Source organism: Gilliamella sp. B14448G11 (assembly GCF_016101765.1).
Lineage (GTDB): Bacteria > Pseudomonadota > Gammaproteobacteria > Enterobacterales > Orbaceae > Gilliamella > Gilliamella apicola_N.
On sequence record NZ_JACFPX010000008.1, the window covers coordinates 104560 to 117544 of the forward strand.

A 12985-nucleotide genomic window follows, 5' to 3' on the forward strand; every position below is an offset into this window, starting at 1 on the left:
ATATTTAGTTAAAAAAAATGGCAGTTGATCTGCCATTTTCAATTATTGATTTAATAGTACAGATTCTAACGCAACAGTTATCATCTCTTTAAAACCAATCTGACGTTGTTCTGGTGACATAGCATCACCTTTACGGATGTGATCCGAAACCGTACAGATTGCTAATGCTTTCGCACCATATTCTGCCGCTACACCATAAATACCTGCAGCTTCCATCTCTACGCCTAGAATGTTGTATTTTTCCATAATATCGAACATTTCAGGATCGACACTATAGAAAAGATCAGCTGAAAATAGGTTACCTACTTTAACGTTTACACCTAAATTTTTAGCAGCATTAACAGCATTACAGGTTAAATCAAAATCGGCAATTGCAGCGAAATCACTATCTTTAAAACGTAAACGATTGACTTTTGAATCGGTGCAAGCACCCATGCCCACTATCACATCACCAAGGTTTACATTAGGACTAATGGCACCACAAGAACCAATGCGAATGATATTTTTAACACCGTAGAACTTAACCAGTTCAGTTGCATAGATAGAACAAGATGGAATACCCATGCCATGCCCCATGATTGAAACTTTTTTCCCTTTGTAATAACCAGTAAATCCTAACATGGCTCTTACATTTGTGACTTCTTGTGCATCTTCTAAAAATGTTTCAGCAATAAATTTTGCGCGTAGCGGATCGCCTGGCATCAAAACTGTTTCTGCAAAAGCATTATCAACAGCGTTAATATGTGGGGTAGACATCTAATTCTCCTGATCTTCAATTCAAAAAAGTATTACATTAACTTCATTTGCTTACTTACTAATAAAAGATTTACCATATTCCATTGGTGATAAATCAAAATAGTCAGCGACACTTTGTCCAATATCGGCAAACGTTTCACGATGACCTAATGAGCCTACTGGTACACTATCACCATACACCAAAACAGGAATATGTTCGCGAGTATGATCAGTACCGGCCCAAGTTGGATCGCAACCATGATCTGCACTGATAATTAACAGATCGCCTGGTTCAATTAGCGCTAACATTTCAGGTAAGCGACTATCAAAATATTCTAATGCAGCAGCATAACCAGCTACATCACGTCTGTGTCCATAAGAGGAATCAAAATCAACAAAATTGGTAAATACAATGGTATTATCTTTAGCTTGTTTAATTTCTTCTAACGATGCATTAAATAATGCTTCAATGCCGGTTGCTTTAATCTTTTTGGTGATGCCAACGTGAGCGTAAATATCGGCGATTTTACCAATCGAAACAACATTGCCTTGTTTTTCGTCAACCAGTTTTTTAATCACAGTTGGTGCAGGTGGTTCAACCGCTAGATCATGACGATTACCTGTTCGCACAAATTCACCTGCTTTTTTACCAACAAAAGGTCTGGCAATAACACGACCAATATTGTAATTACCTTTATTAAGTTCATCACGTGCGATTTCGCACACTTCGTAAAGTTTGTCTAAACCGAAAGTTTCTTCATGACAAGCAATTTGGAAAACGGAATCAGCTGATGTATAGAAAATAGGTTTGCCACTCGCCATGTGTTCAGCGCCAAGTTCATCAAGAATAACGGTACCTGATGAGTGGCAATTACCAAGATAACCAGGTAGTTTTGCGCGGGTAACGATTTTATCTAATAGATCTTGAGGAAAGCTATTGGTTGTATTAGTGAAGTAACCCCAGTCAAACAGTACTGGAACTCCAGCAATTTCCCAATGGCCAGATGGCGTATCTTTACCAGATGAAATTTCGCTAGCATAACCGTAAGCACCAATAATCTCGCCTTCGGTTTGCATACCTTTAGGGTAATGACCTGTTGATTCGTATGCTGCTTCAATTAATCCTAATTTACCCAAATTAGGTAATTTAAGTGTACCACTGCGTCCTTGTTCTGCATTGCCTAATGCGCATTGTTCAGCAATATGACCTAATGTGTCGGAACCTTCATCCCCAAACTTTGCTGCATCTTTGGCACTACCAATCCCGAATGAATCTAGGATCATAATAAAAACTCTTTTCATAATTTCCTCGAACTTATCAAAAACGGATCTTGCTACAAGTTATCTTCGTACTCGCATTTTACTTTTCGCTTATATGGGTACGGGTTAAGGAAGAACAGCCACTTGAACAATCTTTCATTCTTACTTTCATACTTAGCTGTCTATTTTATAATACTCATTTAAGTAATTACACCTTTGATATGATATCTTGATGATAACGTCTATTATTTGCACTAAATGTATCTGTAAACAGTAATCTGTTTAACTGTAATTTTAAAAAAACATCGCTCATATATCTATAATACATGATCTAAAAAAACAAAAAAGATTTAAGCATTACTTTAACGGTTTATTTGATTAATTGATCCTCCAAATTCGATCATTATCACATTTTTGTAATTAAAATGTTAATAAATGTACATATTTTGAGTTCCAAGAATCTTATAATAATGAGTGAGTAAATAATTAATAATATAAGATTAACCAATGTGATAATATATGTTGCCATATGTGATAGACATCTCAATAAAATCAAATAACACACTGAAAACAATTTAAAATTGGCGGTCTATTTCCACCCAGATAAGGTTGTAGTTGATGAAACAAAGAATCCCAAATACTTTTAATCTTGAAGTTTATGCTCAAAAAGTTGTGACCGTAACAACGGTCGAACAATTAATGCAGGTTTGGCAAGATAATCACCAGAATCTGCCCATTATGATTCTTGGTGAAGGCAGTAATACACTTTTTACTTGTGACTTTGAAGGCATTGTGATTGTGAATCGAATTAAAGGCATTACCATCACCGAAACGGAACAAGCATGGCATTTAAAAGTGGGGGCAGGCGAAATTTGGCATCAACTTGTATCACAAACTATTGAACACAATATCGCAGGACTTGAAAATTTAGCATTAATTCCAGGTTGTGTGGGTTCTGCACCAATTCAAAATATTGGCGCTTATGGAGTTGAGTTTCAAAAAGTGGCGGATTATGTGGAATTATTGGAACTTGCTACAGGAAACATCATTAAGGTGACAGATGGTCAGTATGGCTATCGGGAAAGTATTTTTAAAAAGCAATATGCTGATGGTTATGCGGTCATTTATGTCGGTATCAAATTACCTAAACAGTGGCAACCTGTATTAACCTATGGCGAATTGCGTAACTTTGATCCAAAAAGTATTACCCCTAAGATGATCTTCGATAAAGTTTGTGAAATTCGGCTTAGTAAGTTGCCTGACCCAAAGGTGCTGGGTAACGGCGGTAGTTTTTTTAAAAATCCAGTTGTTGATAAAAAAGTTGCCGATAAGCTACTTGAAATTTACCCAACTATGCCAATATATCCACAAGTAAATAATCAAGTCAAACTTGCTGCAGGTTGGCTTATCGATCAATGTGGTCTAAAAGGCTATCAATTGGGTGGCGCTGCAGTTCATCAAAATCAAGCACTTGTATTAGTCAATAAAAATAACGCAACCGCGCAAGATGTGGTTGAATTAGCACGTTATGTTCGAAATGCCGTATTACGAAAATTTTCAGTTAATCTTTCACCTGAAATCCGTTTTATTGGCAAAATAGCTGAAATTGATGTAGACAACTTTTTATAAATAACAACGGTTATAAATTTAGGTTGTCAGTCATTTAGGTTGCAACCAACAATTTATAATTAAACAATGATATTGTAAAAGACGATGAAACATTCATATTCATTTCCTATTTTATTAACAAGCTTATTATTTGTGACAATTGCATTATCGGCACTTAATACCCAAGTACCCCTATGGTTAGTGCGTAATGAATTTTCACTAGGGCAAATTGGTTTAGTTGGCTCAAGTTACTTTACTGGTAACTTGATTGGTACCATTTTTGCGAATTGGTTCATCAGTAAATTTAATGCTCGTTATACTTATACTTACAGTTGTATTATTTTTGCTATTGCTACCATTGGGTTGAGTTTTTCAATGGATTTTTATAGCTGGGTAATATGGCGGTTCTTTATTGGTATTGCTTGCGCAGTGACTTGGGTTGTTATTGAAAGTTGTATTTTAGTAACAGGTACAGTGCGTACTCGTGGAAAAATGCTGGCGGTGTATCTAACTACTTATTATTTAGGCACGGTGTTAGGACAAGCGTTATTACAGTATTTTCCGCAAAATGTATTGTATTTTGGTCTAGTGACCGCTTTACTAATGGGACTTGCGATATTATTTATATTGCTAACTCACTATAAATTACCTAAACGTAAAAAAAGCAGTTTTAATATCATTCCCATGATTGTCAATAAACCGTCACGCATTGGTTTAATTGGTTGTGTGATTGCTGGTATGTTAATCGGATCGCTGTATTCGTTATTACCTGCTTATTATTCTCATTTAGGTTATAACGACACTCAAGTTGCCAATTGGATGATTTTGCTAATTTTATCTGGTGTAATAGCACAAATGCCTGCTAATTGGTGTGCCGATAAATTTGGTCGACAAGTTGTATTATTGTTTGAATCAACACTTATGTTATTGGCTTGTGTAATGTTGATATTTAATTGGTTTGATACATTAGCAATTATCTTATTAGGCGCAACAATTTATACCATTTATCCAATCTCTATGGCATGGGCATGTTCATGCGTTAGAAAGCAAGATATTGTGGCAATGAATCAAGCCATGTTATTAACTAATACATTAGGGAGCCTTATTGCCCCAGCAGTGATTGCTTTAGTTATGGATAAAACGAATAATACTTATTTATTTGTAAGTTTTGCTATAATCTCGCTTTATTTTATTGCCCTATTAGTTAAAAAAAGAGGAATCGATGCGCAGCCACCAAAATCCACTCAAATTAATTGAAATCTTAGCGGACGGTGAGTTTCATTCAGGTGAAGAACTTGCAGCGAGTTTTGGAATAACTCGTGCTGGAATCAATAAATACATGAAAGTACTGCGCGAATGGGGGCTGGATTTTACCTCGGTTCAAGGTAAAGGTTATTGCTTAACTGCCCCGATTGATTTATTAAATAAGAGTAAAATTGATCACTATTATCAAGCGGATAGTCGTTGCGAAATTTTACCCATTATTGATTCAACTAACCAATATTTACTCGATAAAATTGGCCAACTTCACTCGGGTGATTGTTGTGTAGCGGAGTTTCAATCAAAAGCGCGCGGTCGTCGTGGACGAAAATGGTTTTCACCGTTCGGCTCTAATCTCTATTTTTCCATGTATTGGCAGTTAGAGCAGGGCGTGGCTGCCGCTATGGGAATGAGCTTAGTTGTTGGAATTGTAATAGCAGATACTTTAAGGGAGTTATCCGGTCAAGATATTAAAGTAAAATGGCCTAATGATCTTTATCTTAACGATCAAAAATTAGCAGGAATATTGATTGAGTTAGCGGGTAAAACGGGTGATTGTGCGCATGCAATTATTGGTATTGGTGTCAACTTAATGATGACTAATCCAGATCCTAATATAGTTAATCAAAAATGGGCAAATTTAGGTAAGGTCGATCGTAATTTGTTAGTCGCGCGTATTGTCAAAAATTTAAACATTAAATTATCTGAATTTGAAAAACAGGGCTTAGCACCTTTTATTAGTGATTGGAACCGATTAGATAACTTCGCTAATCGTCCTGTAAAACTGCTTATTGGTGATAAGATTATCCGAGGGATTGCTAAAGGCATCAATGAGCAAGGCGCTTTAATGTTGGAGCAAGATGGCAAAATCAATGCACATATTGGTGGTGAAATCTCATTGCGTGGTGATGAGTAACCAATAGAAAACTATTCCATTTATTCAATGGAATAGTTTTTAAATCAGTAATTAAATTTTGTCTTTTTTACTTTTAAAACCAAGCACTCTTAAAGCATTGGCTGTTACGATAGCTGTTGTTCCTGAATCCGCTAATACCGCTAACCATAATCCGGTATAACCGAATAAACTTGTTAACAAAAACACCAACTTGATCCCTAATGCAATAGTGATATTTTGCTTAATATTACGGTTAGCAAAACGAGTTAAACGAATTAAATTAGGCAAACTTAGTAGGCTATTTTTGGTTAATGCGGCATCGGCTGCCTCTAGCGCTACATCGGTACCGCTACCCATAGCAATGCCAACGGTCGCCGCTTTCATTGCGGGTGAATCGTTAATACCATCCCCAACCATGGCAATTGAAGTTGTATTACGAATTTTTTCAATTTCGACCAATTTATCTGCTGGTAATAATTCAGCACGATAATTAATTCCTAATTGACTTGCAATGGCTTTTGCCGCACGTTGATTATCACCCGTAAGCATTAAGGTTTTAAGACCCAATTCATTAAGCGCTTTTATTGCCGTAATAGAATCAGAACGTAACACATCTTGCAAGGCAATCATTCCGACTAATTTTTGTTGTGTCACTAGTACCACAACGGTTTTACCGGCGCTTTCCAGTTGATGGATTTTTTGTGCATTTTCATCATTTAAGGGTATTGATACCGTAGTAACTTTACTTGGCGCAACAATATAATAAGTTTGATTATCGATATCGCCTTGGATACCTACACCCGCATTAGCTTTGCGATTACTTGCTTCGATAACTTCGATCTGCTGCTTAGCTGCATAATCAACGATTGCTTTCGCTAAAGGGTGATGTGAACCGCTTTCAATGGCTGCTGCAAGAGTAAGTAACTGTTGTTGGGTAACAGATTGTGCGATGACATCGGTGACTTGTGGCTTGCCTTCGGTTAAGGTGCCGGTCTTATCAAATGCCACCATTTTAATCGAACCAATATGTTCTAAAGCTGCACCCCCTTTTATTAATACACCTTGCTTAGCCGCATTGGATAGGGCTGATGTGATAACGGCTGGTGTTGATATTACCAACGCACAAGGGCAACCAATTAATAATAAAGTTAATCCACGATAAACCCAAGTGTACCAATCCTCATTAAATAATAACGGAGGAATAACAATGACCAATAGCGCAAACAGGGCGATAGCTGGAGTATAGTAACGGCTAAATTTATCAATAAATCGCTCAATGGGTGCTTTACGCTCTTCAGCATCTTCAATTAATTGTAAAATGCGATCTACGGCATTTTGTCCTGATTGCGAGATAACTTTTAGTTGAATGGTATTATCCACAACCAGCGATCCGGCTAAAATTTTATCGCCCGATAGATAATTGACCGGAATTGATTCCCCAGTTAAGGCGCTTTCATCAATGCTAGCTTGTTCGCTTACCAAAATAACATCAGCAGGTAATCGCCCACCAGATGAAATTTCGATTATATCGTCAGGTTTTAAACTATGACTGGCAACCGTTTTCCTTTTGCCGTCAATAATAACTACCGTTTCTTCAGGCATTAGTTGTACAAGGGATGAAATTCCTTTTTTTGCTTTAGTAGTCGCAACGCCTTCTAACATCTCACCAATCATAAATAAGAAGAGTACCATGGTGGCTTCTTCGGCCGCTCCGATGAATAGGGCACCTATAGCTGAAATACTCATCAATGATTCAATGGCAAATGGTGTACCACTTCGCGTTAATACTAAAGCCTCTTTCAAAATCGGAATCAATCCGACAATTGCAGTCAAGATAAAGGCATATTCACCTGCTGTATGATTCACTAATAAAATAAGGTAACTTATCACAATTAATGAACCTAACACCGCTAACGGTATGAATGCTTTTTTATCAAAACTATGTGAATGCTCGTGATGATGTGCGTGATTAGGGGTGCTTTCAAAAATCGGGGTATACCCTAATTCTACTACTTTGTCTTCAATCATTTTTATTACTGCATCGTCATGCTTAGGAACAAAAACGATTAACTTTTCTGTAGAGAAAATAATTTTGGTTTGATTAATGTTTGGCAGTGTTTTAACACCATTTTCGATTTTACTAGCGCAATGAGCGCAATCCATTCCCTTAATTTTCCAAGTCAATTTAATGTCTTGGCTTTTCCGCTCGGGATCTTCGGGAGGATCTTCTATCTCATTTTTTTGCGTTGATCCATGATCATGCCCCTCACAGCAATGGTCCCCAGAATGATTGTGATTTGCATCATGGGAATGATGGGTGTCATGTGTATGATTATGAGCAATATTTTGACAATCGCTATGACAATGAGCGTGATTTTCATGGTGGGATTGTGTGGATTTGTTATTATATAACATAACGTTACCTCGCTTCGTGGATGATTTTGATTGTACGCTCAAAAAAATAAAAAGATATCTTTTTTTAATTTATTTGATCGTTAGATCAAAAATTTTGAGTACATGACAAGTGACGAAACAAATCTAAAAATAACCATTTTTTATTTCTTTCTTCTACTGTATCCCTCGCTTTTTTATGTTTATAATTGTACAAAATAAAATGTTAGAGAAAGTTTATGTCCAAAGTTTCATCCTTTCGCCAAAAACAGAGCATTGTCTTTTTAGCTTTTCTAATTACGACCTTTATTATTGGTATTGCAGGGGCATTACAGTCACCTACCTTAAGCCGTTTCTTAACCTTTGAAGTTAATGTAAATTCCCATTTAGTCGGTCTTTTCTTTTCGATAAATGCTTTAGCCAGCATTGTGGGCAGTTTTCTATTAGCAAAATATTCGGACAAAAAAGGGGATAGACGTTATATCGTCATATTTTGCTGTTTAATGGGGGTTGCCAATAGTGTTACGTTTGCGTTTACGCGCAACTATTTTATACTGATTACGCTGGGGGTTTTATTTGCCGCATTATCATCGGCCGGCATGCCGCAAGTTTTTGCTTTAGCGCGTGAATATGCGGTTAAATCAGGACGTAATGTAGTTGCTTTCAACTCATTAATTCGTGCTCAGTTATCGTTGGCATGGGTATTTGGTCCACCAATTTCATTCGGTTTAGCTTTAAGCTTTGGCTTTACTGTAATGTATCTAACCGCAATGTCCATGTTTATTATTGCAATGTTATTTGTTGCAATATTCTTACCATCAGTCGAAAAAAATCCTACTTCACAACTCAGCAGTGCAGCTGAATTACAAGCGGCTAATATACCACTTTGGAAAAACAGAAATGTCGTTTGTTTATTATTATCTACAGTATTTATGTGGACAGCTAACATGATGTACATTATCGACATGCCACTTTATGTTGACTTAGTTTTACATCTTCCCGACTCTTTACCCGGCATTTTAATGGGGTTAGCAGCGGGTATTGAAATTCCTGTGATGCTTATTGCTGGATTTTTAGTGCCTTATTTGGGCAAGCGAAATCTATTTTTTATTGCCATTATTTGTGGCTTATTTTTTTATATTGGCATGATTTTCTTTACCAGTAAATTTGCTTTGTTAGCACTACAGATATTTAATGCATTATTTATCGGAATTGTGGCTAATATTGGTATTATCTACTTTCAGGATTTGTTACCAACTAGAATGGGCGTAGCTTCGACACTATTTAATAACGGGATTATTTTTAGCGTTATTCTGGCAGGTGTTTTGCAAGGGTTTGTTTCTGATGAATATGGGCATGAAGCTATCTACTGGATTGCGCTTGTGATGGTTGCTGTTTCATTGCTGTTTTGTGCACTGGTTAAAGATGGAAAGAAACGGTCACCTTAAGTAAGCCATCCATTATCTTTTATTTGTTCGTCTTCCAAAACGAATTGGAAGACGATATCAAAATCAATTATTAACAATCAAATTCTTTTAATAACGTTTCATAAAAAGCATAATTTGTTCTTTCATAACCAATAGGTGTAATGGCAATGAAATTACCATTAGCCGCATCCAACTCTTTATTATCATCAAACACCTGCTGATTACGCTTAGCTCTAAACCAAAAATAATCATGACCTTCTGGATCTTTAGTTGGTGCCACCACAAAACGACTGACATCACAATCACCTTGTTTAGTGATTTTTAATCCTTTAATCTGATGAGCATCACAAGCAGGAAAATTAACGTTAAAACAGATATTTTTAGGGGTAGATAATGATAGTAGTTTGCTGATCACTGATTCAGCATGGTATGCAGCACAATCCCATATTGTTGGTTGGTTATCTTCAGTAGAGCATTGGCTTAAGGCAATTGATGGTATTCCTAAAGCTGTTGCCATCATAGCTGCGCCAACCGTACCGGATAAAACCGTTTCAAATCCAACATTTGAGCCATTATTAATGCCCGATAGCACAAGATCAGGCAACTTATCTGCCATTAGATGCTTTATAGCAAATAATGAGCAATCTGCGGGAGTTCCATAAACCGCGTATTCTCGTTCATCTCGTTTTGCAACTCGAAAAGGCGCTTTTAAGCTGACCGAACATGATACACCACTTTGGTCAATTGCTGGCGCTACTATCCAAACTTCATGAGCAATTTTGTGTGCTACATCCTTTAAAATTTTAATGCCAGATGCATCAATACCATCATCATTGACTAACAAAACGCGATTTACTAATTTATTAAACATCATTCTATTTCCTTATTCAGCAAAAGTATTACATTGATTGATATTACCGCTATCAAATCCTCGTTTAAACCAAGTATAACGTTGCTTAGAACTACCATGTGTAAAACTATCTGGTACAACGTAACCATTACTTTGACGTTGTAAGCGATCATCACCAATCGCTTCAGCGGTCTTTAACGCTTGCTCAATATCGCCAACGTCTAAAATATTTTTTTGTTGCATTGCATGCCCCCACATACCGGCAAAGCAGTCGGCTTGTAGCTCTAATTTAACCGATAATTGATTGGCGAACACTTCAGATTGGCCTTGCTTTAATTGTTCTATTTTATTGAACACACCCAGCAAATTTTGTACATGATGACCAATTTCATGTGCTATGACATAACCTTGGGCAAAGTCACCACCACCACCAAGTTGTTGTTTCATCTCTTGATAGAATGAAATATCCAAATAGACAGTTTTATCAACACTGCAATAAAATGGCCCCATAAAAGTCTGTCCAACACCACATGATGTTCTTGTTGAACCCGTATATAAGACTAATTTGGGAGGAGTATAGGTTCTACCTAAATGATTAAACTCTTGTTGCCAGTAATCTTCAGTACTCGCTAAAATGACCGATGTAAACTTAGCAGCATCTTCATCATTAATGGAATATTGATTTGAGCTTAGTGATGAGCTATTGGAGTCAATTAGGTTAGGATTAAGTAAGCCGGTCAAATCAACACCATAATAACCCGCAACCAAAACTACGATAAATAAAACAGCTCGACCTTTACCACTTATTGGGATCCTTATTCCTGAATCGCTTCCATATTGTGAGCGGCGATCTTCAATATTATCACTCTCTCTTTGGTCTCTCCAACGCATAGGGAACACCTCATCAGTTTTGCTTAAATTATTTTAAAGGATAAAAGGGTAGGATACTAGATTAAGTTAATTTAATATCAAATAATGCATTGATTAATCTACTTTTATCTGTGTAATTATCTGTATCAAAATAATACTAAGTGGGTATATCACTTATCTTTTAAATTGTTTAAAAAAAAACTAACTCCAGTTTATAACGGATAGATGTTTATCGTTATGACTATTACGTTCTTTTTATAGTTTGTTTTGTATTTAAAATTTAAAATCGGACTAATTTTTACAGAAGATGGATATTTTATAAAATTACTTTTTATTTGAATGGCATTTTTATATCTCAATGGGGTATTACGCTAATTATCAATAAAAGAAAATTTAACCGTAGAGATTTTTAAATTCATTATACTTCAAAAACTACGAATCGTTATGATATTTCAACTTTACTTTTCGATGGTGAATAGGATTTTGAACGATTGAATATTAATACTATCAATCTGATAATGTCCATATATTTCAATGTGTAATGAACGTATTGTATTTATTATTCTAGATATATTGGTATATTTTAAATTCTAACGTAATTTCTTTAAAAATATATCTCACAATTTTATAAACCTGATAAATAACGATAACTGAAATTTTAGACTTGTTTATTTTTAAATAGGGCATTGGGTAACGACTTTGGTCGAACGTCCATTTTTTCAATACAAAAACGGTAAGAACAGTAGTCAACAAAGCCCAATGATTAACATTAAATGATGTTGTAGATTTTTCATAAAATCTAGACCAATCCTGATACTATTCTTCAACTTTAATGGTATAAACTTTCTTAAAGTCTTTTCCCGGACACGACATTGTACCGTAAGTAGCTCCTGAGAGTTTTATTGTGATTGCTCCTGCAACTTTAGGGGTTCCCTTTACTTTAAGATCATTAAAGGAAACATGTGTTCCAAAATCAGTCGGAGATAATTCCAGTCCAGAGTTTTCTGGTTCAATTTGATAGTAAAAATGGCGTTTAATAACACGAATGTTAATATCAATTTCAGCATAATAGGGGGTACCAAATGTGGCATTGGGTAATGTTTTTGGTCGAACTTCTACTCTATCACAAAAACAACCAGTAAGAACAGAAGTCACAAAAAATCCAATGATTAACATTAAGTGATATCGTATTTTTTTCATATAATTTATTCCAATCCTGATACTATTCCTCAACTTTAATGGTATAAACTTTCTTAAAGTCTCTTCCCGGACATGACATTGTACCGTAAGTGCCTCCAGAAAGTTTTATTGTGATTGTCCCTGTAACTTTAGGTGTCCCCTTTATTTCAAGATCATTATAGGAAACATATTCTGTTCCTAAACCTCTAGGAGATAATTCAAGTCCTGATTTCTCTGGTTTGATATGATAGGCAAAGAATTCATCTATAACAACGCCACCAAAAACCTCAATTTTAGCGTAATAGGGGGTACCCAATGTGGCATTGGGTAACGACTTTGGTCGAACTTCCATTTTTTGCATACAAAAACAACCTGTAAGGAAAGTAGCCAGAAAAAGTACAATGATTAACATTAAATGATGTTGAAGTTTTTTCATAAAATCTAAACCAATCCTGATACTATTCTTCAACTTTAATGGTATAAACTTTCTTAAAGTCTTTTCCCGGACAT

At 35.9% G+C, this 12985-nt stretch carries 11 protein-coding genes; 4 read left to right on the forward strand and 7 right to left on the reverse strand.

The genetic code is table 11. The features are described 5' to 3' along the window. Nucleotides 1-42: 42 nt before the first annotated feature. On the reverse strand, nucleotides 43-756 hold the full coding sequence (gene deoD, locus H3S88_RS07455; RefSeq protein ID WP_025315976.1) for a purine-nucleoside phosphorylase: 714 nt from the start codon (nucleotides 754-756) through the stop codon (nucleotides 43-45). A gap of 51 nt (nucleotides 757-807) precedes the next feature. Further along, nucleotides 808-2037 (reverse strand): phosphopentomutase, encoded by a 1230-nt coding sequence (locus H3S88_RS07460; protein WP_198228503.1) that lies wholly within the window; start codon nucleotides 2035-2037, stop codon nucleotides 808-810. A 576-nt stretch (nucleotides 2038-2613) separates the two neighbouring features. On the opposite strand from H3S88_RS07460, the gene murB reads away from it, so the two are divergent. From murB to birA, 3 genes are all read left to right on the forward strand, one after another. Next, entirely contained in the window at nucleotides 2614-3624 is a 1011-nt protein-coding gene (murB, locus tag H3S88_RS07465) for a UDP-N-acetylmuramate dehydrogenase (protein ID WP_198228501.1), read from the forward strand. An 84-nt stretch (nucleotides 3625-3708) separates the two neighbouring features. After that, entirely contained in the window at nucleotides 3709-4860 is a 1152-nt protein-coding gene (locus tag H3S88_RS07470; RefSeq protein WP_198228499.1) for an MFS transporter, read from the forward strand. Further along, on the forward strand, nucleotides 4826-5779 hold the full coding sequence (gene birA, locus H3S88_RS07475; RefSeq protein WP_198228497.1) for a bifunctional biotin--[acetyl-CoA-carboxylase] ligase/biotin operon repressor BirA: 954 nt from the start codon (nucleotides 4826-4828) through the stop codon (nucleotides 5777-5779). The genes H3S88_RS07470 and birA overlap by 35 nt, the downstream gene beginning before the upstream one ends. Nucleotides 5780-5830: 51 nt before the next feature. On the opposite strand, the gene H3S88_RS07480 is transcribed toward birA, so the two are convergent. Beyond that, a complete protein-coding gene (locus H3S88_RS07480; RefSeq protein WP_198228495.1) occupies nucleotides 5831-8173 on the reverse strand; it encodes a zinc/cadmium/mercury/lead-transporting ATPase in 2343 nt (780 codons plus the stop codon). Nucleotides 8174-8388: 215 nt separating this feature from the next. On the opposite strand from H3S88_RS07480, the gene H3S88_RS07485 reads away from it, so the two are divergent. Further along, nucleotides 8389-9597: an MFS transporter gene (locus H3S88_RS07485; RefSeq protein WP_198228493.1), complete on the forward strand. Its 1209-nt coding sequence runs from the start codon at nucleotides 8389-8391 to the stop codon at nucleotides 9595-9597. 70 nt (nucleotides 9598-9667) lie between these two features. Here H3S88_RS07485 and surE read toward each other — a convergent pair whose 3' ends face one another. The 4 genes from surE to H3S88_RS07505 form a co-directional block, all read right to left on the reverse strand. Beyond that, complete coding sequence (gene surE / locus H3S88_RS07490) at nucleotides 9668-10450, reverse strand: 5'/3'-nucleotidase SurE (RefSeq protein WP_198228491.1); 783 nt, start codon at nucleotides 10448-10450, stop codon at nucleotides 9668-9670. 9 nt (nucleotides 10451-10459) lie between these two features. After that, nucleotides 10460-11317, reverse strand: a complete 858-nt coding sequence (locus tag H3S88_RS07495) for a neutral zinc metallopeptidase (RefSeq protein ID WP_198228489.1) — start codon at nucleotides 11315-11317, stop codon at nucleotides 10460-10462. A 795-nt stretch (nucleotides 11318-12112) separates the two neighbouring features. After that, a complete protein-coding gene (locus H3S88_RS07500) occupies nucleotides 12113-12496 on the reverse strand; it encodes a hypothetical protein (protein WP_198228487.1) in 384 nt (127 codons plus the stop codon). A gap of 22 nt (nucleotides 12497-12518) precedes the next feature. Beyond that, nucleotides 12519-12911: a hypothetical protein gene (locus H3S88_RS07505; RefSeq protein WP_198237263.1), complete on the reverse strand. Its 393-nt coding sequence runs from the start codon at nucleotides 12909-12911 to the stop codon at nucleotides 12519-12521. Between the last annotated feature and the right edge of the window lie 74 nt (nucleotides 12912-12985).

Excerpts from the sequence above, each read along its gene's own strand:
- deoD (WP_025315976.1), bottom strand. The coding sequence starts at position 756 with ATGTCTACCCCACATATTAACGCTGTTGATAATGCTTTTGCAGAAACA.
- H3S88_RS07460 (WP_198228503.1), bottom strand. The coding sequence starts at position 2,037 with ATGAAAAGAGTTTTTATTATGATCCTAGATTCATTCGGGATTGGTAGT.
- murB (WP_198228501.1), top strand. The coding sequence starts at position 2,614 with ATGAAACAAAGAATCCCAAATACTTTTAATCTTGAAGTTTATGCTCAA.
- H3S88_RS07470 (WP_198228499.1), top strand. The coding sequence starts at position 3,709 with ATGAAACATTCATATTCATTTCCTATTTTATTAACAAGCTTATTATTT.
- birA (WP_198228497.1), top strand. The coding sequence starts at position 4,826 with ATGCGCAGCCACCAAAATCCACTCAAATTAATTGAAATCTTAGCGGAC.
- H3S88_RS07480 (WP_198228495.1), bottom strand. The coding sequence starts at position 8,173 with ATGTTATATAATAACAAATCCACACAATCCCACCATGAAAATCACGCT.
- H3S88_RS07485 (WP_198228493.1), top strand. The coding sequence starts at position 8,389 with ATGTCCAAAGTTTCATCCTTTCGCCAAAAACAGAGCATTGTCTTTTTA.
- surE (WP_198228491.1), bottom strand. The coding sequence starts at position 10,450 with ATGATGTTTAATAAATTAGTAAATCGCGTTTTGTTAGTCAATGATGAT.
- H3S88_RS07495 (WP_198228489.1), bottom strand. The coding sequence starts at position 11,317 with ATGCGTTGGAGAGACCAAAGAGAGAGTGATAATATTGAAGATCGCCGC.
- H3S88_RS07500 (WP_198228487.1), bottom strand. The coding sequence starts at position 12,496 with ATGAAAAAAATACGATATCACTTAATGTTAATCATTGGATTTTTTGTG.
- H3S88_RS07505 (WP_198237263.1), bottom strand. The coding sequence starts at position 12,911 with ATGAAAAAACTTCAACATCATTTAATGTTAATCATTGTACTTTTTCTG.